A 25,856-nucleotide genomic window follows, 5' to 3' on the forward strand; every position below is an offset into this window, starting at 1 on the left:
GTCCTTCCAGCCTAGGCAGGATTCGTCCGAGGGCGCACGGCGGCTGCAGGGAAGGCCAGAGGTCTCCGGCGATCTGCCTGGCCGTTCGCCGAGCTCATCAAGAACTGCGATCTGAAGAGGGCCGAGAAAGTCCCCTGTGAGGAACCCTGGGTCCCAGGGCACGCTCCACGGTGCGACGGATACGGGATGGAGCGAGGTCGTGACGGCATCCGTGGTGTGCGGTGGGCGTCACGCTGCGCAGTGACTGGACTCTGAAGTCGGCTGTGACGAGATTGACGAGTACCTCAGCGAACCGTCGAGCGACGAGGGGCCAGGTCGATTCCCACGGCGTCACGGATGCGCCGGTGCCACCTAGCCGGTGAAGCGGTCCTGCGGTTCTCTATGGTGAGTCGATCAACCGGCTCTGTCCCCCCGGCAAGGTAAAGCTGAACTCGCTGCCTGTTCCCGGACCTGCGCTCGCCGCGGTGATCCTTCCACCGTGGGCGGCGGTCAGTGCTTGCGAGATCGCCAGACCGATCCCGGATCCGCCATGGGCCCGGTCGCGTGCGGTGTCCGCGCGGTAGAAGCGCTCGAAGAGGTGCGGTAGATGCTCTGGAGCGATGCCTTCGCCTGTGTCGCGCACAGAGAATCTGATGCAGCCGGCGGGGGCCCTGGAGGCATGAACGGTGACGATCCCACCCGGAGGCGTGTGTCGGATCGCGTTCGCGACGAGGTTGTCGAGGATCTGCGCCATCCGGAGGCGGTCGACATGGATCTGGGGCAGGTCCTCGTCGACGTCGCTCACGAGGTGCACGGACTGCGCTGCCGCGGGTTCACGACCCGCACTGAGAGCAGCGGCCACCAGGTCGCGAGGGTCGACGGGTGCACGCTCGAGAGTCAGGTCTCCGCTCTCCGCGCGGGTGACGGCAGACAGGTCTAGCGACAAGCGGGTCAGGCGGGCGGCCTGCTCGCGCAGAACGGCGGTCGTGGCTTCGTCGAGGGTCTGGATGCCGTCCTCGAGTGCTTCGAGGTAGGCGCTGATGGTTGCGACGGGTGTGCGCACCTCGTGCGCGACGTCTGCCATGAGGCGTCCTCGAAGCCGTTCGCTGTCCTGTAGCCGTTCGGCCATCTGGTTGAACGATGCCGCGACGGTGTCGAACTCGGTGCCGATGCCCGGCGGTGAGATGCGCGATGCGTACAGGCCCATCCCGACGTCCGCGGCCGTCGAGGAAAACGCTGCCAGGGAACGAGAGATTCGGCGCGCTAAGAGTATTGAGACCATCATCGATGCAAGGCCCGCGGCAGCCAGTGCGAAGGTCAGAGTCAGGGTGCTGGCCGAACGGAACGCTTCCTCAGCATGCAGCACGGCCATATCGGGGTCGCTCAGCTGAGCGCGCACCATGTGATCGTGGAACAGGGCGGGCCCGATGATCGAGGCGACCACCCAGGCTGTGACCGCACCCGTGGCCAGGACGAGCATGATGGCGACCAGAAGTCGCGGGGCCAGCCCCCGCAGAGCCGAAGCGGGCGGCCGAGAGCGGATCATCATCCGGGTCCGATGCGGTACCCGACGCCACGCACGGTCCGGACGAACGTCTGTCGGTCGGCGCTGTCACCGAGCTTTTGACGCACGTGCAGGACGTGCACGTCGACGAGGTGCTCGTCGCCCACCCATCCCTCGCCCCAGACCTTCTCGATCAGGACACGCCTGCTGAACACCATGCCTGGTCGCGATGCCAGGGCTGCCAGGACGTCGAACTCCGTGCGCGTCAGGTCGACGAGGCCCCCCTCCACCCGCACCTCGCGGGCCGCCACGTCGAGCATCAGTGTGCCGATCTCGATCACCTGTGAGGCTGCGCCCCCCTCGGGGCTCGCAGGCACCCGGCGGGGTCGACGCTGCAGCGCCCCGATCCGGGCGACGAGCTCACGTGGGCTGAATGGCTTGGTCATGTAGTCGTCCGCGCCCACCGACAGGCCGATGAGGACGTCGATCTCCTCTGCGCGAGCGGTCAACATGATGACGTAGCAGTCGGAGAAGGTGCGCAGCTGGCGGCACACCTCGACCCCGTCCAACCCGGGCAGGCCCAGGTCCAGCACGACGACGTCAGGGTCGACCTGGCGAACCACCTCGACCGCTCGTGCGCCGTCGGAGCACAGATGAGTCTCGAACCCGTCGCGCTCAAGGTAGTCCGCGACGATGCGGCTCAGAGCCTCCTCATCATCGACGACGACCGCGCGATGCCCTGAGATCACGGGCAAGTGTGTGTCCATCGCTCCATTGTGAGCGCGCCTGTGCCAGTTCCCGACCAGCGGAGCAGGTCACCGGCGAGCATTCATCGAATCTTGACGCAGACACCACCACGAGCTCGGGGTCGCGACGTGAGGCTGTGGGCCTCTGGTCCGCATCTCAAGGAGCGTCTGTGCCTACCGAACCCGCTGCACCCTTTGTGGTGACCGTCGTGCACGCACCGGCGTGCCACTTCTGCCTGGACGCCGAGGAGGCCCTGGCTGTTCTGGCAGTGCGGTACTCGCTCGACGTGCGCAGCATCGAGATCGACTCTCCCGAGGGGCGTCGACTCGTCGCCGAACACCGCCCGGCGATGAACCCCCTCGTGCTGCTCGACGGTGTCTTCTTCAGCTCCGGACGGCTTCCTCGCAAAAAGTTCGTGAAAGCGCTCGAGCTCCGCGCTAGAGCGTGCCCGATCGCCGGGGCGGTCTGACCGTGGGTACCGAGCTGCTGACCACCGGAAGCGTTCTTGCGGCATTCTTCGCCGGCGGGGTCGCGCTGTTCGCCCCCTGCTGCATCGTCTTCCTTGCGCCGAGCTATCTCGCTGGTGCCGTGAAGAACCGTCGGTGGCGGCTGCTGCCGCTGACGTTCGTGTTCGCCGCAGGCCTCGGCCTGGTCTTGATCCCGATAACTCTCGGCATGAGCCTGCTGGCGGGTGCGATCGCCCGTTACCACGCACCGCTCTACTACGCTGGTGGGGCCCTCATGATCGGCCTGGCGATCTTGGCGTTCTCCGGCAGGATGTGGTCGCTACCGTCCTTCGTGCGTGCGCCAGACACCAGCCGCGGGGACACCGCAAGCTTCTTCTCCCTCGGTGTGTTCTCGGGTATCGCCTCGAGCTGCTGTGCCCCAGTCCTCGCCGGGGTCATGACTCTTTCGGTGCTGTCGGGCTCCCCGATCGGAGGCTTCACCCTAGGTGTGGCCTACGTGTTCGGGATGGTCTTCCCGCTGTTCGCCATGGCACTGGTCTGGGACAAGGCGAAGCTGGGCGACAAGAAGATCATGCGGGCGAAGGTCGTCAGGATGCGCATAGCCGGACGCAACTTCGTCACGAACACGCTCAACATCGCCGTCGCGGTGGGCTTTGCAGTGATGGGCGGATTCATCATCGCCTTGGCAGGGAGTGAACAGATGACCGGCGGATCGGCCGTCCAGGACGGTGCCAGCCGTGCTCTGACCGCTGTCTTCGGATCCGTCCAGGAGTGGTTGTCACCGGTACCTGAGCCCATTCTCGGCCTGCTCTTGCTCGCCGTCGCCAGCGTGTTCGTGTGGGCGACGCTCACCGGAAGCCGACGCGCCCTCCGTACCCCGAGCACGCCGGAGGCCGCCGACGCGGTGCCAACGTGCCATGCCATCTCGACCGAGGAAGAGATCTCCCGATGACCTCCGCCAGCGCCACACGACGACTTGACGAACGCCAGCATGCCCTCCACGAGATCCAGGTGATGCAGGAAGCCAAAACACGTCACCGCCAGCGGCGCAGCTGGGCACTGTGGGGTGCCGCGCTGCTGGTCATCGCGACCGTCGTCACCCTGGCACTCCTCAACGCCGGCCCTACCGAGTCTGTCGACACACGTCGGGCGCCCGACTTCACGCTGCCTGCATCCGACGGATCCGTGGTGTCGCTCGCCGACTACCGAGGTGCGCCCGTCGTGCTCTACTTCAACGAGGGCGCCGGGTGCGACGCGTGCCTGTTGCAGATGCAGAAGATCGAGCAGAATCCAGCGTTCGCCGAGGCGGGCATCACGGTCCTGCCGATCGTCATGAACTCCGCTGAGCAGATCAATGCGGAGCGTGCCAGGCTCGGGGTGACCGCTCCGTTCCTCATCGACGACGGAACAGTCTCCGAGGCATACGGCACCCTCGGAACAGGGATGCACGAGGGCCTTCCCGGTCACGGATTCATCCTGATCGACGCCGAAGGCGTACAGAGGTGGTACGGCAACTATCCTTCGATGTGGCTTGAGCCGGACGCACTTCTCGAGGAGGTCACCAGCCGGCTGTGACGTACCGCTGGTGGGGGCGGGCCGCGACTGCGGTTCTGCGCTGGTGCGTGGGTGTGCCGTCCATCGGTAGGGCGGTGCATCCGTGGTCTGCGCCCCGCGTGCCGGAGGGGGGAGGGCGAGACCTTGCTCGTCAGGCCTGGCGTCGAGGAGAGCAGCATGTCCTTGGTCTGGGACGAGGGCCTCGCGCCGTCGACGGCCTCAGGCGACCTCGACGACGCCCATCATCCCCGCGTCCTCGTGGTCGAGGATGTGGCAGTGGTAGACGGTACGCCCGGTGTAGTCGTTGAACGCGACCCGCACGACGGTCTGGCCGCCGGCTGGGACGTTGACGACGTCGCGCCAGGTCGGTTCCGTGACTCGGGAGCCGTCCTGCTCGATCACCTGCATCGGCCATACGTGCAGGTGGAAAGGGTGGTCCATCGGAGATGTGTTGCGGATGGTCCATTCCTCCACGGCGCCGGCGAGCACCGCGGTATCCGTGCGGTGGTGATCGAACTCCTTGCCGTCGATCGTGAAGCGCATGCCCATCCCGGCGCCGAGGGTGAGCACTCGCCGCTGCGACGGCTCATCCCCGCGGAGGTCGACCGGAATCGGTCGCTCAGGTAGGTCGAGTGAGCGCGACGCTGCGGTCCCGGTGACGGACAGCGTCGCGAGCGTGACCGCGCCCGATGGTCCAGAGGGACTGTCCATCATCCCCATTCCGGTAGACCCGCGGTCGTATGCCACGGTGCGGAGCACGCTCGTTCCTCCCTGCGCCGTGACCAGGAGGTCCGCGCGATTTCCCGGTGCGAGCAGAACACTCTCGATATCGCGCGGGCGGCCTCCGGCATCGACATCCAGGCCGAGGAGCTGGAGGTGCTGACCTGGGAGCTCCAGGCGAAGGTAGCGTGACGTGCAGGTATTGACCACCCGCCACCGTTCCCGTTCTCCCGGCCGCGCAACCAGCTGCGGGCTGATCTGGCCGTTGACGAGGACGAGGTCGCCTTCACGGCCCATCATCACGGCCCCCGGGGATGCTTCCGGAACACGGCCAGCACTGTCGAGGGTGATGTCCGAGACGATCAGAAGGCGTTCTCGGGTGCTTGGGGGCTCGTCCTCGCCAGCTATGACGATCGCTCCGTACAGGCCACCGAAGACCTGGTCTGCAACCGATCCGTGCAGGTGCGGATGATACCAGAACGTGCCCGTCGGGTGGTCGATCGGGATCTGGAAGTCGTACTCGTACGTCTCGCCCGGGGCGATGTTGACGAACGGGTTGTCGCTCGCGCCTTGCGGGCTCACATGCAGTCCATGGACGTGCAGGTTCGTCGAGGTGGAGAGGTTGTTGGTCATGGCGACCTGCAGCCGGTCGCCGGGCTGCAGTCGCAGGGTCGGTCCAGGCACAGTGCCGTTGAAGCTCAAGACGGTGGCGCGTCTCCCGGCTAGGGTGACCTCACGCTCGGCAGTCTCCATCTCTACTCGCAAGGTCTGGTCACGGCTGCTCAGTACGCTCGGCTCGACGAATGCATGCCCGCCGATCCGCGGTGGAGTCGGGGTGCGCGTCTGCGACAGCCCAGCGGCGCCGATCACGACCCCGGCCACGCCCAGCGCCCCGAGCCGGACCGCGTGGCGGCGACTGATCGGTTCCACGGTTACTCGTCCTGAAGGTGCTCGAGGCGCTCGCGGTACTCGGTCGTGTCGATCTCCCCGCGGGCGTACCTCTCGGCCAGAATCTGGCGGGGGCGCTCGTGCCCGGAGGGGGTCGGTTTGACTAGAGGTGCCGCGGACGCGTCTGGGCCGCGTCGGACGCCGCCACCGATGAATCGGACGGCCAGGATGACGAGCAGCGTGACACCCACGATCGCGAGGAGACCGAAGATCCAACCCCAGCCCATTCCGCCGTTCATCCCATATCCGTTGCCCATGTCCCACTTCCTGTCCGACGTCGTTCGGCGTGAGGAGAGTCCGCAGCCTATACCGCAGGGGGTATGTCTTCACCGTAGACCTGTGGAGGTCTCATGGGCGGGCCTCGTAGGCCGACGTGCATGATCTTCATGCGATCTTCATGGGACTGGGCAGGGCGGGCGTGATCGTCGGGCGGCCCAGGACGGCCCTGCCTCGATGGCAACGAGCGCTCCCTTGCGACCACTGACCGCCTGGACCGTCGACCCGTCGGGGCTCACCTGCACGGTGTCTGGACTGTTCGCTCCCTCGATCGTGGGCAGCACCCGGCTGGTCTCGGCGTCGATCGAACTGAGGGCGCCTCAGTGGTTCTGGTGCGTGAAGCTGCTCGCCGACGGCGAGGTCGGTGCTTTCGTGACCTCGTGGTCGGAGTGATCATGCCCCCTGCGCATCATGAACATCATTCCGACCATCATCAACGGGCAGGCGAGCACGGCGGCCAGAGTAAGTGCTTCACTGAAGGAGCGCCCAGCGGCGAGCAGGACGATCAGCACCGCTGCGGCGATGCCCAGCATTCCCAGGAGGTGGGACTTCCCACCGTGATTGTGATCCTGCTTGTTCATCGTTCTCACCCAGATCTCTCATTGTGCGTGTTGTGGACGACTGACCAAGCTCTCGACGTCCCGCTGCTGACCTCTCGAGGTTGCAGGGCCCACCCGTGCGGGCAGATGCAGAAGTGACGAAGAATCGCTGAAGATCTTCCTGCGGCACTAGCTGCTACGTCAGGCGTCCGACGCCGCCGGGACGAGGGTCGGGCGGTGCGATGTGGCCGAAACAGGGTCAGCGGTGACGGTGGACGTCGACCAGTGCAGACAGCACGCCACCGACCAGGCCGCCGTACCAGGTGAACCCCATCCCACCGAGGACCTGGAACAGATACGCACCGTCGATGGGGGCAGGCGGTCAAGGTTCTGGGCGACTACAGCCCCGACGTCATCCAGGTGCCCCGCGGGATCCCGGTGCGGATGGAGTACGACCGGCAAGAGACGGGAGACTGCACCTCCCGGGTCGGCGTGCCGACCTTCAAGGACGACCAGGACGACCACGCGCACCAGACGACGACAGTCGAGCTCATGCAAGAGGCGATCGGTGACTTCGAGCTCGCCTACGGCGTGACCATCGTCCGCGGTCGCCTGCATGTCACGGACGCTAGAACGCCCGCGAGTGAACCGGGCCCGCCGAACAAGGCCACCACACGCATAGCTACAAGCCGGTCCGCGAGGCGCAAGGATCCAAAGCCCCCGATCCAGCGCCTGGTGGACGAGGTCTCCAGCTACTTCGTGCCCGCGGTCATCCCTAGCGCGATCTGATTCTTCGTGGACTGGTCGCTTGTCGGTCCCCACCTGGCCTTCATCTTCGCCATGATCGCGGCAGTGTTGGTACTGACCATCGCCTGCCCGTGCGGCTCGTCTCCGCTGACACCGAGTCAATCTTGATCGTCGGCAGACGCGATCGTCTGTCTGGAGCAGCGATGAGCACAGTCTCCTTGCCAGTCACGGTCGCGCGAAGGATCGTGACTGGCAAGGACCCAACACCGTCTATCAGGTCATGCGGACGAAGGTGGGGTTCGACTGCCAGATCTCGCGGAACTGGATGGTCTTCCCCGGCTTGGGCGCGTCGATCATCGTGTTGCCGCCCGCGTAGATCCCGATGTGGCCGGGGGAGAAGATGAGGTCTCCGGGCTGCGCCTGGTCTCGCGAGACGACGGTGCCGGCTGCTTGCTGCTCGCCGGAGGTGCGGGGGATGGTGATGCCGACCTGGGCGTAGACGTACGAGGTGAAGCCGGAGCAGTCGAATCCGGTGGGGGTAGTTCCTCCCCAGACATACGGGACGCCGACGTAGCGGCTGGCCGCTTCGATGATGGCGCTTCCGGAGGCCGCGGCAGGGATCGAAACCTCAGCGGCAGCTTCCGTCGGGGCGGCGGCTTCGCTCGTCACTGTCGCGGTGGGCGCACGCTCGGCGGTCCGCGAAGCGGCGGGGGCAGACTGGACCGGCTCGGGTTCGGGCTCGGGCGCGGGTGTGACGGTGACGGCAGTGTGCTCGACGGTCCACGACGCGTCGGTGGCTACGGTGACTGCGGGCGCGACATCCAGCTGTTGGCGGGCCTGGGCTGTCAGTGCATCGACGTCCACGGTGCTCGGCGAGGAAGCGGTGGCGGGTGCTGCCGAGGCAGGCGCTCCGATGAACATCGAGACGAAGAGTCCCGAGGAGGCGGCTGCGACCACTGTCCGGCGACGCATTGTGGTTGCGTTCTCGCAGGTACTGAGGAGCAACGTCGTCAGGGGCGTGATAGGGCGCCTGGCCGCGCGATGGCGGGCAGAGTTCACCGTCGAGTTCATATTCTCTCCATGACGTCTGCGAGGTTAGCTGTCGGGTTCGGGTAGGAGAACGCCCGGCCGATGACCTCTCGGGTCATGCGGCTTCACCCCAAGGGCGCAGAGCTGCGCGCCCACTTCTGGGTCCCCCGTCCCTGCCAACGAATTCGTCGGCAACCTCAGGCGGTGGCAGGGCTCGACGTGCCGCTTGAGCGCTTCACTGGCATCTTGCCGCTGTGGAGCCTCTCGAAAGTACAGGACGTACCCGTGGTATGTCACGGGATGATCACGGCTCGTGGGGGTGAAGCGCTCACCCCGACGAAGGGACCAGCAACGATGGGCTCATCGAGGTCTCAGGAACTCTTGTTAGCCTGTCCACAGTTGGGGCTTTCCGGTGATTGGGGGGACATGTGCGCGCTCGGGTGAGCAGCATCCAGCGCGTCGGCGCTGTCGTCGTCCTGCTCCTGGTGGTGCTCCTCGGGGTCGTGCTGAACAGCGCGTCTGAGGACGGGCACGGCGGGCACATGGAGCTCGAGGCACCGATGTCGGTCGCGTCAGGCCTGCTGGACGAGACGTGGACGACGCCCGCGGCGTCAGAGATCCTGCTCCTTCCCTTGGACCACCCAGCGGCTGACAGCTCGCTCCACCACGTTCTCGTGGTGTGCTGCGCTCTGGTCGCAGCAGCAATCTTGGTACCGGTCGTCTCTCGGTGGATCCTGGGCAGGAGCGGACTGCGACGTGTGCACGACGACGTCCCGGCCGTGCTGGTGGCGGCACTGACTCATCGCCGTCGAGGCAACCGACCCATCCCGGCGCACTCTCTGTGCGTCCTGCGCGTGTAGGAGCCCTCCGGTTTGCCGTCCCCGCGGTGAACCTGAGCAACCACACCCAGATCCTGTCCCTCGTATCGAGGGACGGGCTAGACGATGGAGCCCACCATGAACACCAAGACACGCATCGCTGCCTTCGCCGCCTCGCTGACCCTGGCCACAGCTCTTGCCGCGTGCGGCGATGCTGCGCCCGAGGCGGAGTCGACACCCGCGGCGCAGGAAACATCTCAGGAGGCCGCTGAGGTCGCGCACAACGGCGCCGACACCGAGTTCGCACAGATGATGATCGTCCACCACGAAGGCGCAGTCGAGATGGCTGACCTTGCGGCGACGAACGCCGAGAGCGAGGAGGTCAAGGACCTCGCAACGGAGATCTCCGCTGCCCAGGGGCCCGAGATCGACACCATGACGTCCTGGCTGGAGAGCTGGGGTGAGGAGACCTCGCCTGATGACGGCATGGAAGGCATGGACCACGGCGACATGGAGATGGAAGGACTGGACCAGGAAGCGGTCATGGCCGAGCTCGGTGCCCTGACCGGAACCGAGTTCGACCGACGGTTCCTCGAGCTGATGACCAGCCACCACGAAGGCGCAGTGGGGATGGCGCAGGAGGAGCTGGACTCGGGCGAGAACGCTGATGCTCTGGTGCTCGCCCAGACGATCATCGACGCTCAGACGACTGAGATCGCAACGATGCAGGGCATGCTCGACAGCTTCTGACTCAGTTCACCTTCCTGTGGCGGGACAGCGAATCACGCTGTCTCGCCACGCCCTGCTTCTCCCTTCCTAAGGACTTTCAATGCGCCCCCGTCCCATCGCACGACCAGCCTCTGTGCTGGCGCTCACCGTCGTTCTCGCCCTCGCAGGGTGTGCCACATCGCCAGCTACCGACGACCCGGCCGAGGACGCGTCCGACGCGGCGTCGCCCACGTTCGAACACATCCACGGCATCGGTCTCAACCCTGGTGACGACAAGGTATATGTCGCAACACACCAGGGACTCTTCCAGCTCGATGGTTCGGTCCCGCAGCCCGTCGGCGAGAGCCGAAGCGACATGATGGGCTTCGTGGTCACAGGGCCTGACACGTTCTACGCCAGCGGCCACCCAGCTCCCGGGGAGGTCGCGCCGGCAAATCTGGGTCTGCTGCGCAGCACTGACGCTGGAGCCGGGTGGGAGGAGGTCTCCCTGCGCGGACACAGCGACTTCCACGACCTCACGGGAGCAGGGGAGCGGCTCTACGGCTTGGACTCCTCCGACGGTCTGCTCAAGATCAGCAACGACGCAGGTGTGACCTGGGCGAGCGGACCGAGCATCAACGCTCGAGATGTCGATGTCGATCCGAACGACCCGGACCGACTCGTCGCGACGACGGAGACCGGCCTTTTCGTGAGTACGGACGGCGGGCAGAGCTTCGCGCCTCACGAGTTCCAGCCGACAGAGCGGCTTGTCCTGGTCGCCCATGTACCCGGGAGGTCGGAGCAGCTCACAGCATCTCTCGCAGGTGTGGACGCGACCGGCAAGCTATGGAAGCTGAACGGTGAGCAGTGGGTTGTCACCGGTGTGCCGCAAGGAACACCAGAAGCCTTCACGGCGGTCGGAGAGGAGTCATACCTCGCCGCGTTCGACAGCACGGTCTACCGCACCGGAGACGGTGGACGATCCTGGTCCCAGGAGTGAGGTCACTCGGCTACTTGCGGTAGACCCAGTGCCACGGCTCACGGGGAGTGTCCTCCACGAAGCCGTAGCGTCCGGCGTTGGACCGCATCCACGCCTGGGCCTGGGAGCTCATGTCGAGATCAAGGGCGATGCCCCAGCCGTGAGGACTCGTTCCCGGGGTGGCCGCAAGGCCACCCTGGGAGTACAGGCCCTTGCGTTCTGCGACGTCGACCTGCGCATCGTAGGAGCGGTAGGAATCGGTGATCCCGATCGAGACCCCATCCTTGGCTGCATCCGCGAGCAGCTGTTCGAACGCTTTCCCGGCCGGCGCCCACAGGCGATGCCCGGTGCCTGCGACATTCACGAGCTCCGCGCGGGGAACTTCGCCGTTGCCGTAGCGGGCCAGGTCGGCGGGAACGCCAGCAGCTGACCACGAGGCGGCTCCGGCGCCCGCCGCGCTGGCCTTCGACAGGTCGTCGACGGCCAGTCCGAGGGCTTGACCGAACGAGCCCGAGCGGGCCGAGTCCGGGAGGTTGGGGACCGGTGGGGAGAACGAGCCGATCGTCGCCTGAATCTCGGTGATCCGCTGAGTAATTGCGGCGATTCCGTCCACGTCTGCTCCACCTCCTCTCTAGTCGACTTGTCCCATCGACCATGCCGCGCTCCTTATGAGCGTGAGGCGTGATGTAGAGGATCTCGGTGCTAGCGCTCGGTGTCACATGCGGTGCGCCATGGGCTGGAGGAACATCCACACGTTGACCGCGCCGAGCAGGATGACGATGGTTGCATAGGGCATGAGGGTCGCTCGGCGGCGGGCATCCGTGCGGTAGCGGCGGTGGGCGATGCGTCGGGCCGTGTAGAGCGAGCCCGCGACGCCGAGTGCGAGCAGCGCGAGCTGGAGCACCTGGATGGTGCCCGTGCTCAGGAGCGCGGGGTCGACGCGGGAGGTGTTCGCTCCGAAGAGCGCAGCGACGGTGGTGTAGACGGAGCCGCCTTCGGCAAGGAGGTGGAAGAGGTTGTGTGCGAGGTGGGCTGCGACGTCGAGGGGGATGAGCGCGTACCCGAAGCGGGCGAAGTTCATCGTGGTGCTCTCGAGGTTGCCGGCGGCCGCGACGCGTGAGGCGAGGGCGAGGAGCGCGACCGGGACCGTCACGGCGACGGCGAATGCGACGGTGAAGATCAGCGGGTAGCTCGTGATCCCGGTGGCGGTCTCGATCCAGGCGAGGACGTCGGTCCAGACCTCGAGCATCGTGATGTTCTGGATGAGGACGATGCCCATGATCGCCATCGCGAGGTAGGACTGCTCGATCTTGGGCTTGGTGATGAACCACAGCTCGCTCGTGGGTTTGCGCAGGCGTATCTGGATGGCGTCGTTGGGGCAGGCCTTGATGCAGTTGGCGCACAGGTTGCAGTTCGCGGACTCGTCCATCGTGCGCGGGAAGGTGAAGAGGGGGCAGCCGGCGACCTTGTCGTTGCCGTTGTAGCAGACGGCCTTGGCGGTGCATGTCTTGCAGATCCCGGAGTCGGCGCGTAGCTCGACCATCCCGACGCGGGCGTAGTTGCCGGACAAACCGCCGAGGAAGCACAGGTAGCGGCAGAAGGTGCGCCGCTGGAAGAAGGCACCCGAGGCGATGACGGCCGTGGTGAGCAGGAGCAGCAGGACCCCCGAGCCCCAGGGCGACTCGACGACGCCCCACACGTGGTCGGCCCACGTAATCGCGAGGAATGAGGCGTCGATGATCCAGATGCCGTAGTTCTTGAGGAACTTGGGCACCGGCCGGTTGACGCCCACCCACTTCTGCACGACGTCCGTCAGCCCCCCGAACGGGCAGACCGCGCACCAGAACCGGCCGAGCAGCACGAACACGATCGGGATGACGGGCCACCACAGCACCCACATGAGCGCGGTGCCCGCGTTCTCGTGCGCGACGTCCGGCCCGGCGAGGAGCTGGTAGGCGACGAGACCGAAGACCGCCGCGACCGGGATCTGGAAGATCTTCGGGTACCACCGGCTGCGCAGCGACCGGGCGACCCACGGGATCGTCATGAGGTTGCGGCCCACCGGTGGTGGCGTGAGGTCTGGTCCCGGGGTCACGTCGGGATCGACGTCGTGAGCGGCGGGCGGTGTGAGCATGGGCATGGTCATCGCGGGATCCTTCGCGGCCGGTCAGCTAGGCGGGCGGTGAGGGGCAGGTCACTGTCGCTGCGGCGCTGGGGCTCGTGGTGGCGCTTGCGCCGGCGCAGCACCGCGGCGCTGACCAGCACGACAGCGTTCAGCCCGCCGAACGCCGACAGCACCGGGACCCGGGGTCGGTCAGGTGTGGGGGCCACCTCGTCGGGGTGGTCGTCGCTGGTCCCCTCGTGCTGACCGTGCTCCTCCTCGACAGGGGTCGAGTGGTCCATTCCTTCCATATCCTCCATGTCGCCCGCGGGCGGCGTCGTGGGGTCCTCGGGCAGGGGGCCGTCGTCGGTCGCGAGGCCCGCGGGCTGGGACACGTAGTCGACCGTCACCTCCTGGTGCTCGGGCACCGCGATGGTGAGGGCGAGGTAGGCGGCCAGCGGCACCGTGAGTGCAACGACGGACGACAGCCGGACGAGAGCGACGTACATGGGAACTCCTCTGGGTCTGCAGCCAGAAGCGTCGCCGCCATCGCGGCCACTCGCGTGGGACTTGTGGGCCTCAGGGCGAACCTCAATCGAACCTTCATCAATTGAGAACATCGAGTCCGTCCGATCCACAGAGGTTGACCCGGCACGATGACGGCATGAAGACGCTGGACGAGAGCGCGTTGGAACTGGCAGGGTATTCGGACCTTCTCGTGAGGCTTACGGAGCTCTTCGCCGAACCCGTGGGGACTAGGGGGGAGTCCGCCGGCGGCGAGGAGCGTTCTGTGTCGGTAGTTGTCGCGGTTGCGGTATCCGCAGGCCAGGAACGCGTCGCGTCAGCGGCGTAGAGTTCGGCCCAGTCGGGCAACCTCGGGAATCGGGCAGGTGGGGAACGTCGCGATGATCCTTTCGGCGCGGCGCGGCGCGGCGACGGCCTTCGGTCAGGTCCTTGGCGCGGTAGGCGGCGCGCAGGTCCTAGGCGTAGCGCCAGGCGACGTAGACTCTCTCGTGAGACTTGTGGGCATCGATCGCTACTTTCGAGCGCGCGAGTTGTTTGTCGGTGCGGTTCTGCGCCCCGCCCGCAAAATGGTTTAGATTCCCAACAGCGGGTCGCCGTTGCGTCCGCAGTGGACCAGCGTCTCGTCCTGGAACCGGAGCCGGACTTCCTCCACGATCTGCGTGCCGGGCTTGACCACGTGGAAGGCCGTCCAGGACGGCGGCAGCGACCCTTCTATGTCTGTCAAGCCATGATCGCTGCGGTAGGGATCGGATTCGCGGCGGGCTCGTGGGCCCTGCTTGCGGCCGTCAGTGCACGATAGATCTGTCGGGCGAGGTAGCGCTTGAGGATGCGGCGGATCTCGCGCCTCGTGAGCCCTTCAGCGATTCGTCTTTCGTCTCCACATCGTGCGTCATGCGCACGATCATGACCATGTGCAGGGCCTTGTTCAACCGACGATCGCCACCGCGATTGAGACGGTGACGCACTCTGTTGCCAGAGGACGCGGGGATCGGGCTGACGCCCACGAGCGAGGCAAACGCCGCCTCGGAGTACATGCGTCCCTCGTGTGACCATGCGGCCATTGCCACCGCCACTGTCACGGGGCCGATCCCAGGCTTGTCGAGCACGACGCACGCCGGACTCTGGTTGAGTAGTGACGTGGTTGTCTTGACGTTCTCGGCGAGCTCTTTGTCGAGGTCGAGGACACGTTCGGCCAGCCGCACTGCCTGAGTGCGTGCGATGACCATCTCGAGTGCCACGGTGCGGGAGCGCAACTTGGAGACCTCGACGACCTGGTTGCCCGCCGTCGTGACCGCGCGCCCATTGGGCTCCGTAGGAGGCAGAGCACTCGATCACTCACAGCGCCTCGAGGTCACCGCCGGTGCGGCGCCCCGCCCGGTCGAGCGCCCGAGCAATCCCCGCGCTCGTGGTGGGGAACTCGGCGTCGTCGACGACCTCGCCGTGGGGCGTCGCGAGAACTCCCATCATCGGAAGGCATCGACGCCTACCAGGGCAACGACGCGCCGACGCCCGCGACGAAGCAGGTAGGTCAGCGACTCATCGTCTCGCACCTCCACTATTGACACTCATGTTCCGACATCGGAACATGAGTGTCATGTTAAGTGTTACAGAGGCGGCTAGACAGACGGGCCTCTCGACTCGTCGCGTGCGGGCGCTGATCGCTGGGGGAGCCCTTCGGGCAACGAAGGTGGGCGCTGCCTACGCGATCGACGAGCGCGACCTCGACAACTTCGTGCGTCACGAGCGCCCCGCATACATCCGTGCCTTGTCCCCGCGGATCGCATGGGCGGCTGCCGCGCTCCTGGACGGGGTGCAGCCCACGTGGCTGCGAGCGGAGGAACGCTCCCGCCTACGTTCCAGGCTTGCCTCCGCGGGAACGTCACGTGGGACCTGGCAAGCCTGGACCGCACGCCTCGCCCAGACACGCATGACGTTCAAGGCCTCCCCAGCCCAGGTCGAAGCGGTCATGGCCGCATCGTCAACGGTGCGATCAGGGCGCTCCGCATCCAACCTCGTCACCGACCCGCTCGTAGGAGCCGTCAGTGCCGCCGTCTGGACCCACACCCTCGACGACGTCGACCACCTCCGGCGCACCCTAGGGCTCCTGCGGTCGAGCGCAGGGAACGTGACGATCAGCGTCCCACCCCCGTTCGGGCTCCCTGCGCTCGGGGCGGACGGGCGCAACGCCTTTCGCCTCGTCGTCGCCCACGACCTGCTGACCGAGAACGACCCCCGCACGGTCTACGCAGGCACCGCGCTGCTCGCTGCCATCACGACCACGGAAGGATTCAAGTCGTGATCGTCCCCACCGAGGTGCTGATCGAGATCGTCACGACACTGACGACGACCGACGAGCAGACTGCGCGCGCCCACCTCGACGCCCCGGGGCCCTCAATCGAGCACCATGTCGCTCTAGAGAACCTGAACAACCTCCTGCGCCAGCTCCCAGCGCACCACGCAGATCGTCTGCGCCTGCGCGACCAGCTCTCCCCGGCAGCCCCCCAGGCCACCGCGACCTCTCTGCACGCCGCCGGCGAGCTCCTGCGCAGCGGGTCCGTACGATTTCCGCAGATGCCTGGGACGCTCAGCCTTCCCGCCCTCGACCCTGTCCTGACCGAGACGTTCGCGGTACTCCAGGCACTCGATACATCGCCTCACCCTTGGACCGTCGTGGGAGGTCTCATGGTGATGACGCACTGCGTCCGCCACGGTGTCCCGTTCACCCGGGCGACCGGCGATGCTGACATCGCCGTCGGCGTATTCACCCACCGCCGAGCCCTGCGAGAGCTCACCAGAGACATGGCCCAGCTCGGATTTGTCGACATCACTCCCGACTCGATGACGGGGGAGAACCTGTCATACCGGTGGTCGCGAGACCCCGTGCTGATCGACCTGCTGGTACCCGAGCGCGTCAACGACCAAAGAATCGTCCCCCACACCGCCGCCCTCCGGCCGGCAGTCGAGCTCCCCGGTGTCCAGCAGGCGCTCGCACGCACGCAACGACTCACCATCGAGCTCCACGACGGACAAACCGGACCGATCAGGGTGCCTGACCTGCTCGGAGCATTGACTATCAAGTCCACCGCAGCGCTCAGCGACCGGCGCGACACCGACCGTCACTTCAGCGACCTCGTCATGCTGATCGATGCCCTTGCCGCATCTGGGGACGTCGTCAGGTATGCCAGTGAACTCCGGTCAGAAGACCGCACGCGCATCCAACGAGCTGCCGACCGCTTTACCGAGGCCCAACGCCGCACTTCCATGGATCCACTGGCCGCTGAGGATGTCCTAGACCTCCTCCTAGACAGGGCTTGACCCCGTGGTTGCCGCTCGACCTGGTGTGGGTAAGTCGCGCTCCCTGCACACGTGAGGGCGATCCTGCGCACGACCCCAAAATATGTGGTGACGCGTCAGCTCGAGGAACACCTTGTCTCGTACCGGGTTTGATGGAGGCTCTCATTCCACGAAAGGATGAGTGTCGTGACAGCACCGAAGAAGTTCCCCGAGGACCTTCGGGAACGAGCGATCCGCATGGGGGCGATGCGCGGCATGATCCGGTGACCAGACCGGTACTACACCCTCATCTGGGAAGAGCCCTCAAACCGAGGACCCAACTAACCTGCAGGTCAGCATACCTTAGCGCTCCTCAAGCCAGCCCATCCTGGTGAGAACACCCCTTAGCGCAGACCAGCGGTAAGAGACCACTCGGCGCGACTAGCATTCTCGGCAGCAAAAACGCCCTACGTGGTCGGGGCGCTTCGCGCTGCCCGATTTGCGGAGCGTGTCGCCGCAATAAGGCAATACAGCGACGCAACGTAGCCGGCAACTCCCACCAATCCGACGGAATCAGCACTATCGACCACGACACCGACCGTGATAGTCAGAACGGCACCTGACCCTGCGACCCACCCGCCTGCTTTCAACCAGGCGGCCGCAGCCCGATGGCCAGCGACCCACGCTTCCGGCGACGCCTTCGTAGCACCCGTGCGAATACCGATCGCACCATTGACGCCCAAATGCTCACCTGACTGCGCAATATAAACCATCATAGCGGAAAGCAGAAAAAGTCCTAGCGACAAACTTATTCCAACACCCATGGACTCCATCCGAACTCCTTCGATGATTACGTTCCGAGCCTCAATTATAGACGCTGCACGCCCGGGGATAGCCGCGACTCCGGATCACTCTAACCGATCGATGTCGGCAGAAGAGGCCAGCTGTCCGGCAAGACCGAACATCGCATCGAAACTTCCCATGTCCGGAATGGCTCCGGCGCTGTCTCCTACGCGTCGTCGCGGAGCAGTGAATACATGAACATGTCGCGGGGCTCGTTGCCCACGCGCTCCCACCCTCGCAGCAGTCCCTCTCGCTGAAATCCTACAGACTCGGCCACCCGCCAGGACCCCTCGTTCCACGGCTCGGCGTACAGCTGGACCCAAGTGACTCCAGGCAGAGACAGTCCCCAGTCGCTGAGGCATCGGCGATGGCGAACGAATAACCCTCGCCCTCAGGCAGACGCGAGTGCTGGCGGCGGATGAAAGCTAGGACCTCGACGTCATCAGACGACGTCGGGACGGTCGTGATCGCAGGGATGAAGGGATCGCTGGACGCCTCACGAACGACATCCGCATCGGCGTCGCGGAACGAGCGCAGCACGACCGAACGCCCCCGCAGGCTCGGCATCGTTGTCGGCAACGGTGAGGAAGCGGGGGTCACGCCAGACATCCTGCATCGGGTTCCAGGGGCTGACGCGCCAGCTCGATCTCAGGCTCGCCGACCGTGAATCGACCAGCCGAGTCGAACCATGCGGCACGAACGTCACGGACCCACGCGGGATCGATCGGGCCGTAGATGTGCGGGTACAGCTCGCCGTCGCCGCCGTCTTCCTCGCGGACGTCGACACCGGAGGACCGGATGGTCTGCTCGTCCATCACCAGGACGCACAGGTCCTGGTCGTCATCGGCGTACACGAGCTCGGCGACGGGCGCGAGCTGGTGCGGCCGCGATCCATGAATGAAGCCGACCTCGTCCAGCGACGCGCCCCTGGTCGAGGTGCGGTAGGAGCCGCTGGTGACGGCAGCCTGCCAGTCGGACCGGTGTGCCAGGTGCCAGACCGCCGGTGTCCGGCTCGGGTCACCGCTCGGGTCCGCCAGCGGTGTGGGGTCTGTGGGCAGGGCCATCGTGATCAATCCTCCAACTGTGCCAAGGGTTTAAAACGGGCCGTCCAGGCGCCCACGGCCAATCGCTAGAGTATTCGATTTCGTCCGCTCGATCTCGGTGGAAAGGTCGAGTTCTGTAACGGGACTCCTCGAGACCGGCACCTTCAGACCACGACTACACCCCCGATTGTGATGAGCCGATAATCCATCCGCGCTCGGGCGGCTTCATTTCGCCAACGCGCCGCCAGCGCATGAAACTCACTCATCTTGGCCCCTCACATGCATCGTCACGGAGATTCCGACCCAACCAGATACCCCAGGGTGAGGGAAGCCGGGTTGGTAGTAGCACTGTAGTAGTAGTAAGAATTAGGGGGGGGGGCATCAAGGAACGGGTTTTCTCGGCGGCGGAGGAGATCGCTACCGAGAGTGGCGCGACGCCGACGCCGACGGTGGCGCTCGTGCGCGTGCGGGCGCAGTGTTCAAATGCCGACGCTACGCGCTACCTGCGTGAGTGGCGGTCCGAGCGCGCAGAGCACTTCAGGGCCGAGGCCAACGTGCCGGCCATGCCGGCTGCCGTGGACCAGGCTGTACGGCGCAGTACGACGACGCTGTGGAGCGTCGCCGTCCAGGCGGCGCGCGCTGAGCACGACGCCGCATTGGCGGCGGCACGAGCATCTGTCGAGGAGTCCCGCGCCGAGGCCGACAGCCTCGCCGCGCAGGCAGATGAGACGGCCAGCGTCCTGGGCCGCACGGAGATCGCATGGATGACCCAGAGCCTCGAGGATGCCCGCGCAGAACTCGAAGAAGTTCGCGCCCAGGCCGCGCGTGGCGCGGTCGAGGGCACCGAGCAGCTACGTGTCGCTTTTGAGGATGCACGCGCCACACGTGAGGCATCCACGGCCGAGAGTGCGCTCTCGTCGAAGGCAGCATCGCTGGCTTGTGAGAGTCGCTGCACCACCTGTCTAGCCTCGGGCTTTCATGGCGGGGTGGGTCTCAGTAGGTGTCATGACGCAAGAAAGTGCTCCTGACCTGGAAGAATACGGTTTGTTGAGGACCGATTCTGACTAGTTCGAGGAGCACCTTCAAGGTGAAGACTACCGTCGCGTATCCCCGTCTGAACATCGTCACGTCGGCGACGTCCGCGGTTGGTCAGGCTGGTGGGGTGCTGTTGACCGAGACGGTCCGGGCGACGGGTCTGGATCGGGCGTTGTCGACGGGCTTGGCGCGGTGGCGTAAGCCGACGGCGTTCCACGACCCGGGCAAGGTGATCGTGGACCTGGCGGTCGCCCTGGCGTTGGGTGGGGACGCGTTGGCGGACGTCGCGGTGCTGCGCGCCGAGCCCGGTGTCTATGGCGCGGTCGCCTCGGATCCGACGGTTTCGCGCACGATCGCGGCGTTGGCCGCTGATGCCCCGGCAGCGTTGGCGGCGATCAACACCGCCCGAGCTGCGGCCCGTTCGGCGGCCTGGCGCCTGGCTGGTGAGCGCGCCCCCGACGCGGGCGCCAGCGCGGTGGACCCTCTGGTCATCGACCTCGACGCGACGCTGGTCACGGCGCATTCGGAGAAGGAGAACGCGGCGCCGACGTTCAAGCGCGGGTTCGGGTTCCATCCCCTGTGCGCGTTCGTCGACCACGGCGGCGCCGGGACCGGGGAACCGCTGGCGATCATGCTGCGGCCGGGCAATGCCGGGTCGAACACCGCCGCCGATCACATCGCGGTTCTCCGAGATGCTCTGGCTCAGCTCCCTGGTCATGGCGGGCGGACGCGGGGCAGTAAGAAGATCCTGGTCCGCACCGACGGCGCAGGCGGAACCAAAACCCTCATCGAATGGCTCACGACCCACCGCCTGGGCTACTCGGTCGGGTTCACGCTGCCTGGCAACACCCCCGACCTGCTGGCCCGCATCCCCGAGACCGTCTGGGCCCCGGCCCTGGACGCTCACGACGAGGTCCGTGACGGCGCCTGGATCGCTGAGCTCACCGACCTGATGGACCTGACCGCCTGGCCGGCAGGCATGCGCGTCATCGTTCGCAAGGAACGACCCCACCCCGGGGCCCAGCTGCGCTTCGAGGACGTTGACGGGATGCGCATCACCGCGTTCGTGACGAACACGCCCGCCGGTCAGCTCGCTGACCTCGAGCTGCGCCACCGCCGCCGCGCCAGATGTGAAGACCGCATCCGCATCGCCAAGGACACCGGTCTGCGCAACCTCCCCCTCAAGGCCTTCGCCCAGAATCAGATCTGGTGCGCGATCGTCGCCCTCGCCAATGACCTCCTGGCCTGGATGGGCATGCTCGCCCTCACCGACCACCAGGCCCGCCGCTGGGAACCCAAACGCCTGCGCCTACGCCTGTTCACCATCCCCGCCGTCATCGCCCGCACCGGCCGGCGCACCTGGCTCCGCCTCTCCAACCGAGCGCCCTGGGCAGCGCTGGCCGCTCAAGCAGTCCAAGCCCTGCGAGCCCGACCCGCACCCGGCTGAGCGCCAGCACACCCTTGACTCAACGACCCCCGCGCGACCACCCGGACCTGGAACCGGCGCCCAACCCGACGACACGGGACCATCTGTCATACCCACAAGGCAGAATCACACCCGAGCAGGCGCCCTGACGCCCAAACGACCCACCTCATGAGCCCGATGAAAGATCGAGGCTAACTAGCTCATACGCGGCCCGTATAGGATCGGGCTCCGTATTTGCACCCGGTTCGTGGGCGCAGCCTCGCTTCGCGTGTTTCTAAGCCTTGTCCCGGACGTTCTTAGGAATCATGGAGGGCGGCATGGCGTCGATTCCCAGAAACTCTATTCCCAGGAGGACTCCTTCCTCGCTAAAATCCAGTATGATCTCACCGGCTCCTCGAGGGTAAGGTACGATTTTCTGAACGGCTGCTTGCCCATCCCCTATTTCCCCCAAGCGTATGTAGCCAAGGTTGTCTTCTGCTTCCCACGTGACCCAGACCGTGTGCGGCAACTCGTCCAACTCGTCCATGGCTTCTCTCCTCAGCGTCTCGTGACCGTTATTACTTTGCCTTTTGCGTTTACAATAACTCGGATAGATTTACCGGTGTAAACCCAGGTTCCGTTCCCGTTACCTCGACTCTTTTTTCCAGTTCGTATTACGTCGCGAACCATATCGTCAATAATGCCGCGTTGGCCCTGGCGCTGATTTGCGTGCGTCGACTTCTTCTCTCGATACATAGTGGAGAGTTTTTTACAGCGGCCCTAGCTCCATGCCAAGCGGCGTAAACAAGGATTGTCCCGATAATCGCGAAGCCCAACATAAGCAAGATGGTCGAGGCCGATACGCCCAGAACCGCGGCGCCGCCTGCCAGGAGTGCGGCTTGTGCCATCAAACCATCAAGGTCATAGAAGTTGATGGGATCTACAGGATATGTGTATGCCGTGGAGTTGCCGCTTCAGACCACGACTACACCCCCGATTGCGACGAGCCGGATTGGCCGCTGGGGCCGCGTACCGACTGAGCACGACGGTGGGGGTGAGCACGATGACGTCGCGAGCTCTGCAGGCTGGACGGGGGTGCAGGTCCAGGTCACGCGAGCTTGAGGTGCATCACGTGCAACCCGACCATTCCATCGTCCGGATGGTCAAATGCCTCGGGCACCGTGCCGATGACCTCGAACCCCAAGGACTTCCACAGGTGCACGGCGGGGCGGTTGACCTCGACGACGGCATTGAACTGGATGCCGCGGTACCCCTCCTTGCGCGCCCACTCGACTACATGCTCACCCAGCGCCCGGCCGATGCCCTTGCCTTGATGGGGTGGATCGACGAGGAACGACGCCGTAGCCACGTGTCCGCCTCTACCAGGCCGGTTGGCACCCATCTTGGCCGAACCCGAGATCTGCTGCCCCTCGATGGCGACGACAGTCCGCCCAGGAGGCTGTTCCATCCACCAAGGGCGCGCTTCATCCAGCGTCTGGCCTTCCGGAAAGGCGTAGGTCCTACCTTCGGCCATGATGGCCGAGTAGAAGGCAAAAATCTCCGGCCAGTCGTCATCGGTACCCGTTCGGATCATCACCCGAAGAACCTATCTGAGTGCCAGCCGTGCGGTCGATCGGATTTGGTCGGTCGACACATCGACACATCGGCGCCTCCAGGACGAACGGCGCCCCGGAATCAAGGGCGCGCTGCAGGCACGCGACCTCTGTCTTGCTTTCAACCTCGACCGTCTGCGTCTGCTCCAGTCGCAGCGAGCCGAAGTTCGAGGGGCACAGAGGTCCGACGGGCGGCAGAGCCGAGGACGTCGCGCAGGCGGTTGCGGGCCACTGTGAGCAGCCACCCTTCGGGATCGTCGGGGATGCCAGAGGTCGGCCACGTCGCGAGCGCGCGCTCGAACGCATCCGCGAGCACGTCCTCGGCAAGGGCGACGTCACGCGTAGCCGAGGCGAGCAGCGCGACGAGTCGGCCATAGCCCGCCCGTCCACTCTCCGTCGACGAAACGTGTCGCCGTCAGGTGGGATCAGACCGATGGGGCATGCCCCTCCATGCGCGTGCCACCAACGTCATGACCCACAACACCTAGATGTTCTGTGTCATGACGTCGGTGACAGCCGCTCGGAGGCGTGAGGCTGGGCCTGGTTCCCGGTGGCACCGTGGGGTCGGCGGGGGCGGTGAGGGCGATGGCTACGTCGTCCGTACCTCAGCGATCCGGCGGCGCAGGAAGGCTTGTTCGACGTCGTTGTCCGTCAAGCGCAGCGCCTCCTCGTAGGCCGCTGCTGCCTCGTTCCAGCGTTCTAGCCTGCGCAGGAGATCTCCCCGGGCGGCGTCGAGGTAGCCGTACCTTGCTAGCGCCGGTTCGTCGAGCAGGCGGTCCAGTGCGGCCAGGCCTGCGATCGGACCGTCGAGCATGCTGACGGCCACCGCGCGGTTGAGCTCGACGACCGGCGAGGGCCACAGCCGTGCCAGGACGGAGTACAGCGCGACGATCTCCGCCCAGTCGGTCGCCTCCCAGCTGGGGGCCTCGGCATGGACGGCGGCGAGTGCAGCCTGGACTGCGTACCGACCGGGAGGTCGTTGCCCCAGCGCCCCGACAAGGAGGTCGATGCCCTCGGCGATCGTGGTGCTGTCCCAGCGGCTGCGGTCCTGGTCAGCGAGCAGGACGAGCTCGCCCGAGGCGGACACCCGGCTCGCGCGCCGGGCATCGGTCAGGAGCATCAGCGCGAGCAGCGCGGTCGCTTCGCTCTCGTGCGGGAGGAGGTCGTGAAGCACGCGTGCGAGACCCAGTGCGTGGTCGAGCAGCTCGCTGTTGATGAGGTCTGCACCACGTGGGGCCGAGTGGCCGGTGGTGAACACCAGCTGGAGGACGTCGAGCACCGCGGCGAGCCGCTGCGGGAGCTCCTCCGGTGACGGGACCCGGTAGGGGATGCGCGCCGTGGCGATCTTCCGCTTGGCTCGTGTGAGCCGTGCAGCCATCGTCGACTCCTGGACCAGGAACGCCCGGGCCACGTCGGCCGTCGTGAGGCCGCACAGCAGCCGGAGCGTCAGCGCGACCTGTGCCTCCCGGGAGAGCGCGGGATGGCAGCACGTGAAGATGAGACGGAGCCGGTCGTCGTCGATGGCAGGCGTCGGCTCGGCGTCGCCGGGTGCACCGACGACGTCGGCCACGACCAGCCGAGGCAACGTCGTGCGAAGACGCGCCTCCCGCCGGAGCGCGTCTCGCGCGCGGTTGCGAGCGACAGTGGTCAGCCATGCCCCCGGACGGTCGGGAACTCCAGCGACCGGCCAGGACTGCAGAGCCTGGGTGAACGCCTCCTGCGTGCAGTCCTCCGCCAGGTCGAGGTCGCGCGTGAGTCGCGCCGTCGCCGCGAGCACCCGCGCCCACTCGCGGCGACACGCCTCCTCCACCGCCCTGACGACGTCGTGAGACGACGGGTCCACGCGCTCAGGGCATCGACGTGCTGTGGTCGACCACAGGGCGGATCTCGACAGCGTTGTGCGACATAGACAGCTCGGGAAGCTGTCGGGCGAGCGCGATCACCTCGTCGAGGTCGTCCGCCTCCACCGCGTAGTAGCCGCCGAGCACCTCCTTCGTCTCGAGGAACGGCCCGTCGGTCACCGACACGTCTCCAGCCGACGTCCGCCGCAGCGTGGTCGTGGTCGAGCTCGGCTCGAGCTCCTCGCCACCGACGATCCGCGGTCCGGCCGCCGATGTGAACGTCTGGTGACCAGCGTGGTTCGCGCTCTGCTCCTCGGGCGTGAGGGCCTCCCACTGCTGCTCGTCGCCATAGATGAGTACCAGGTACTTTGCCATGCTCCACATCCTTGTTCCGGGGGCACCAGCTGCGCCCGCTCTCTCTTTCGACGAACGAACCGAGCGCACATCGACAGTCTGCCGTCCGAACATCCGCGATGCACAGGGCTGAGGCCGACGAGGGCCTGGAGCACGAGCGCTGCTGTCCGCTGGTCCGGGCCGCGGTCGAGCGTGGGGTAGCACTCTGGCGTGGTCGCAGGAGGTAGTGATGGTGAGCCAGCTGGCACGGCAGACCGTCGGCACCGCGGATCTCAGGGGTTCCCTGAGGCCGGAGGGGATCCGTGCAGAATCGAGCAGGGCTCTGAGTGCGGGTGTCGTCCGATGCCCGGCGACGGCCGCCGCCCACCCCACCCTCACCCTCGGGGTGAACAGACATCTCACTCCATCCGCCCGTTGTGCCTCTCTGGTGGGTGGGCAGACGCTGGAACGACAGTCCCTTCCAGCTGGCGGTGCATCATGGCCACGACGTACAGGATCCACCCTGCGATCGACCTCGACCGGGTGCGCAGGTGCGTCGGGAAGGAGAGCCGCGGCTGCGACGAGGACGGGTCACGGTGACACCGTTCACGGTGACGCGGTCTGCCGCACGCCTGCTCGACGTCGTCGTGGGGGCAGGGCCAGCAGGTTCGGCGACCGCGCTGCGGCTCGCGCGAGCAGGACTCGACGTCATGCTGGTCGAGCGAAGGACGTTCACGGACATCCGGGTGGGAGGCCCTCGCGCCCGACGTGCAGCCGATGCTGCGAGACCTCGTCGAGCATGCCCGCTGCTACGCGTCGGAGGACCGCT

30 protein-coding genes, 2 pseudogenes and 1 riboswitch are annotated in these 25,856 nt (G+C 66.2%); of the genes and pseudogenes, 14 read left to right on the forward strand and 18 right to left on the reverse strand.

Going from position 1 to position 25,856, the window contains the following annotated elements:
* Positions 1-379: 379 nt before the first annotated feature.
* Together ATL42_RS01130 and ATL42_RS01135 are read right to left on the reverse strand one after the other, a co-directional pair.
* Positions 380-1,528: a sensor histidine kinase gene (locus ATL42_RS01130; protein WP_245861952.1), complete on the reverse strand. Its 1,149-nt coding sequence runs from the start codon at positions 1,526-1,528 to the stop codon at positions 380-382.
* On the reverse strand, positions 1,525-2,250 hold the full coding sequence (locus ATL42_RS01135; protein WP_098453779.1) for a response regulator transcription factor: 726 nt from the start codon (positions 2,248-2,250) through the stop codon (positions 1,525-1,527). Before ATL42_RS01135 ends, ATL42_RS01130 begins: the two co-directional genes overlap by 4 nt.
* A gap of 149 nt (positions 2,251-2,399) precedes the next feature.
* Here ATL42_RS01135 and ATL42_RS01140 point away from each other — a divergent pair, with 149 nt between their 5' ends.
* The 3 genes from ATL42_RS01140 to ATL42_RS01150 are packed head-to-tail and all read left to right on the forward strand — an operon-like array spanning position 2,400 to position 4,272.
* Positions 2,400-2,699 (forward strand): glutaredoxin, encoded by a 300-nt coding sequence (locus tag ATL42_RS01140; RefSeq protein WP_098453780.1) that lies wholly within the window; start codon positions 2,400-2,402, stop codon positions 2,697-2,699.
* A gap of 2 nt (positions 2,700-2,701) precedes the next feature.
* Positions 2,702-3,649, forward strand: a complete 948-nt coding sequence (locus ATL42_RS01145) for a cytochrome c biogenesis CcdA family protein (protein ID WP_098456233.1) — start codon at positions 2,702-2,704, stop codon at positions 3,647-3,649.
* Positions 3,646-4,272, forward strand: coding sequence for a peroxiredoxin family protein (locus tag ATL42_RS01150; protein WP_098453781.1), 627 nt, complete (start codon positions 3,646-3,648; stop codon positions 4,270-4,272). Before ATL42_RS01145 ends, ATL42_RS01150 begins: the two co-directional genes overlap by 4 nt.
* A gap of 198 nt (positions 4,273-4,470) precedes the next feature.
* Here ATL42_RS01150 and ATL42_RS01155 read toward each other — a convergent pair whose 3' ends face one another.
* The 3 genes from ATL42_RS01155 to ATL42_RS01165 form a co-directional block, all read right to left on the reverse strand.
* On the reverse strand, positions 4,471-5,901 hold the full coding sequence (locus ATL42_RS01155) for a multicopper oxidase family protein (protein WP_098453782.1): 1,431 nt from the start codon (positions 5,899-5,901) through the stop codon (positions 4,471-4,473).
* Positions 5,902-5,903: 2 nt separating this feature from the next.
* Complete coding sequence (locus tag ATL42_RS01160) at positions 5,904-6,176, reverse strand: SHOCT domain-containing protein (protein WP_098453783.1); 273 nt, start codon at positions 6,174-6,176, stop codon at positions 5,904-5,906.
* 339 nt (positions 6,177-6,515) lie between these two features.
* Positions 6,516-6,776: a DUF2933 domain-containing protein gene (locus tag ATL42_RS01165; protein ID WP_098453784.1), complete on the reverse strand. Its 261-nt coding sequence runs from the start codon at positions 6,774-6,776 to the stop codon at positions 6,516-6,518.
* A gap of 378 nt (positions 6,777-7,154) precedes the next feature.
* On the opposite strand from ATL42_RS01165, the gene ATL42_RS01170 reads away from it, so the two are divergent.
* Positions 7,155-7,523: a hypothetical protein gene (locus tag ATL42_RS01170; protein WP_098453785.1), complete on the forward strand. Its 369-nt coding sequence runs from the start codon at positions 7,155-7,157 to the stop codon at positions 7,521-7,523.
* Positions 7,524-7,754: 231 nt separating this feature from the next.
* On the opposite strand, the gene ATL42_RS01175 is transcribed toward ATL42_RS01170, so the two are convergent.
* Entirely contained in the window at positions 7,755-8,402 is a 648-nt protein-coding gene (locus tag ATL42_RS01175) for a C40 family peptidase (RefSeq protein WP_342748078.1), read from the reverse strand.
* Here ATL42_RS01175 and ATL42_RS16610 point away from each other — a divergent pair.
* The 4 genes from ATL42_RS16610 to ATL42_RS01190 all read left to right on the forward strand — a co-directional run bounded on the left by ATL42_RS16610 (position 8,395) and on the right by ATL42_RS01190 (position 11,036).
* Positions 8,395-8,565 (forward strand): hypothetical protein, encoded by a 171-nt coding sequence (locus tag ATL42_RS16610; protein WP_245862818.1) that lies wholly within the window; start codon positions 8,395-8,397, stop codon positions 8,563-8,565. The two genes, ATL42_RS01175 and ATL42_RS16610, sit on opposite strands and share 8 nt — an antisense overlap.
* Positions 8,551-8,711: riboswitch (cyclic di-AMP (ydaO/yuaA leader) on the reverse strand. It overlaps the preceding gene by 15 nt.
* A gap of 239 nt (positions 8,712-8,950) precedes the next feature.
* A complete protein-coding gene (locus ATL42_RS01180; RefSeq protein WP_098453787.1) occupies positions 8,951-9,370 on the forward strand; it encodes a hypothetical protein in 420 nt (139 codons plus the stop codon).
* A 96-nt stretch (positions 9,371-9,466) separates the two neighbouring features.
* The gene (locus tag ATL42_RS01185) at positions 9,467-10,078 is read left to right on the forward strand and encodes a DUF305 domain-containing protein (protein ID WP_098453788.1); all 612 of its coding nucleotides are present in this window, start codon (positions 9,467-9,469) and stop codon (positions 10,076-10,078) included.
* Positions 10,079-10,157: 79 nt separating this feature from the next.
* Entirely contained in the window at positions 10,158-11,036 is an 879-nt protein-coding gene (locus ATL42_RS01190) for a F510_1955 family glycosylhydrolase (RefSeq protein WP_143556667.1), read from the forward strand.
* 10 nt (positions 11,037-11,046) lie between these two features.
* Here ATL42_RS01190 and ATL42_RS01195 read toward each other — a convergent pair whose 3' ends face one another.
* The 3 genes from ATL42_RS01195 to ATL42_RS01205 form a co-directional block, all read right to left on the reverse strand.
* Positions 11,047-11,628, reverse strand: a complete 582-nt coding sequence (locus ATL42_RS01195; protein WP_098453790.1) for a M15 family metallopeptidase — start codon at positions 11,626-11,628, stop codon at positions 11,047-11,049.
* Positions 11,629-11,730: 102 nt separating this feature from the next.
* On the reverse strand, positions 11,731-13,161 hold the full coding sequence (locus tag ATL42_RS01200) for a 4Fe-4S binding protein (protein ID WP_098453791.1): 1,431 nt from the start codon (positions 13,159-13,161) through the stop codon (positions 11,731-11,733).
* Positions 13,158-13,625, reverse strand: a complete 468-nt coding sequence (locus ATL42_RS01205; protein ID WP_143556668.1) for a hypothetical protein — start codon at positions 13,623-13,625, stop codon at positions 13,158-13,160. The genes ATL42_RS01200 and ATL42_RS01205 overlap by 4 nt, the downstream gene beginning before the upstream one ends.
* A gap of 155 nt (positions 13,626-13,780) precedes the next feature.
* Between ATL42_RS01205 and ATL42_RS16325 the strand changes: the two genes are divergently transcribed.
* Positions 13,781-13,969, forward strand: coding sequence for a hypothetical protein (locus ATL42_RS16325; protein WP_169925307.1), 189 nt, complete (start codon positions 13,781-13,783; stop codon positions 13,967-13,969).
* A gap of 457 nt (positions 13,970-14,426) precedes the next feature.
* Here ATL42_RS16325 and ATL42_RS16615 read toward each other — a convergent pair whose 3' ends face one another.
* Both ATL42_RS16615 and ATL42_RS16815 read right to left on the reverse strand, forming a co-directional pair.
* Positions 14,427-14,894, reverse strand: coding sequence for a transposase (locus ATL42_RS16615; protein ID WP_245861956.1), 468 nt, complete (start codon positions 14,892-14,894; stop codon positions 14,427-14,429).
* 82 nt (positions 14,895-14,976) lie between these two features.
* The gene (locus tag ATL42_RS16815) at positions 14,977-15,105 is read right to left on the reverse strand and encodes a hypothetical protein (protein WP_281254259.1); all 129 of its coding nucleotides are present in this window, start codon (positions 15,103-15,105) and stop codon (positions 14,977-14,979) included.
* Positions 15,106-15,235: 130 nt separating this feature from the next.
* Here ATL42_RS16815 and ATL42_RS01220 point away from each other — a divergent pair, with 130 nt between their 5' ends.
* A complete protein-coding gene (locus ATL42_RS01220) occupies positions 15,236-15,940 on the forward strand; it encodes a helix-turn-helix domain-containing protein (RefSeq protein WP_169925308.1) in 705 nt (234 codons plus the stop codon).
* On the forward strand, positions 15,937-16,956 hold the full coding sequence (locus ATL42_RS01225) for a hypothetical protein (RefSeq protein WP_098453794.1): 1,020 nt from the start codon (positions 15,937-15,939) through the stop codon (positions 16,954-16,956). The genes ATL42_RS01220 and ATL42_RS01225 overlap by 4 nt, the downstream gene beginning before the upstream one ends.
* A 425-nt stretch (positions 16,957-17,381) precedes the next feature.
* Here ATL42_RS01225 and ATL42_RS16935 read toward each other — a convergent pair whose 3' ends face one another.
* Positions 17,382-17,747 carry an SdpI family protein gene (locus tag ATL42_RS16935; protein ID WP_098453795.1) on the reverse strand — a complete coding sequence of 122 codons (366 nt, stop codon included), beginning with the start codon at positions 17,745-17,747 and terminating at the stop codon, positions 17,382-17,384.
* Positions 17,748-18,353: 606 nt separating this feature from the next.
* Positions 18,354-18,821, reverse strand: a complete 468-nt coding sequence (locus ATL42_RS01240; protein WP_098453796.1) for a DUF952 domain-containing protein — start codon at positions 18,819-18,821, stop codon at positions 18,354-18,356.
* 230 nt (positions 18,822-19,051) lie between these two features.
* Between ATL42_RS01240 and ATL42_RS01245 the strand changes: the two genes are divergently transcribed.
* Together ATL42_RS01245 and ATL42_RS01250 are read left to right on the forward strand one after the other, a co-directional pair.
* Entirely contained in the window at positions 19,052-19,828 is a 777-nt protein-coding gene (locus ATL42_RS01245; RefSeq protein ID WP_098453797.1) for a DNA-binding protein, read from the forward strand.
* A 59-nt stretch (positions 19,829-19,887) separates the two neighbouring features.
* Complete coding sequence (locus ATL42_RS01250) at positions 19,888-21,282, forward strand: IS1380 family transposase (protein ID WP_098453764.1); 1,395 nt, start codon at positions 19,888-19,890, stop codon at positions 21,280-21,282.
* A gap of 253 nt (positions 21,283-21,535) precedes the next feature.
* Here the strand turns inward: ATL42_RS01250 and ATL42_RS01255 are convergent, their stop codons facing one another.
* The 5 genes and pseudogenes from ATL42_RS01255 to ATL42_RS01280 form a co-directional block, all read right to left on the reverse strand.
* A complete protein-coding gene (locus ATL42_RS01255; RefSeq protein WP_098453798.1) occupies positions 21,536-21,787 on the reverse strand; it encodes a DUF2283 domain-containing protein in 252 nt (83 codons plus the stop codon).
* 561 nt (positions 21,788-22,348) lie between these two features.
* On the reverse strand, positions 22,349-22,834 hold the full coding sequence (locus ATL42_RS01265) for a GNAT family N-acetyltransferase (RefSeq protein ID WP_098456234.1): 486 nt from the start codon (positions 22,832-22,834) through the stop codon (positions 22,349-22,351).
* A gap of 140 nt (positions 22,835-22,974) precedes the next feature.
* A pseudogene (locus ATL42_RS01270) lies at positions 22,975-23,214 on the reverse strand (sigma factor); the annotation flags it as partial.
* Between the two features lie 228 nt (positions 23,215-23,442).
* Complete coding sequence (locus tag ATL42_RS01275; RefSeq protein ID WP_098453801.1) at positions 23,443-24,696, reverse strand: RNA polymerase sigma factor; 1,254 nt, start codon at positions 24,694-24,696, stop codon at positions 23,443-23,445.
* Between the two features lie 4 nt (positions 24,697-24,700).
* Positions 24,701-25,069 carry a YciI family protein gene (locus tag ATL42_RS01280; protein ID WP_211281761.1) on the reverse strand — a complete coding sequence of 123 codons (369 nt, stop codon included), beginning with the start codon at positions 25,067-25,069 and terminating at the stop codon, positions 24,701-24,703.
* A 605-nt stretch (positions 25,070-25,674) separates the two neighbouring features.
* On the opposite strand from ATL42_RS01280, the pseudogene ATL42_RS01285 reads away from it, so the two are divergent.
* Positions 25,675-25,752: pseudogene (locus ATL42_RS01285) on the forward strand (NAD(P)-binding protein); the annotation flags it as partial.
* Positions 25,753-25,856: the final 104 nt, after the last annotated feature.

It is taken from the genome of Sanguibacter antarcticus (genome assembly GCF_002564005.1).
Classification (GTDB): Bacteria; Actinomycetota; Actinomycetes; order Actinomycetales; family Cellulomonadaceae; genus Sanguibacter; species Sanguibacter antarcticus.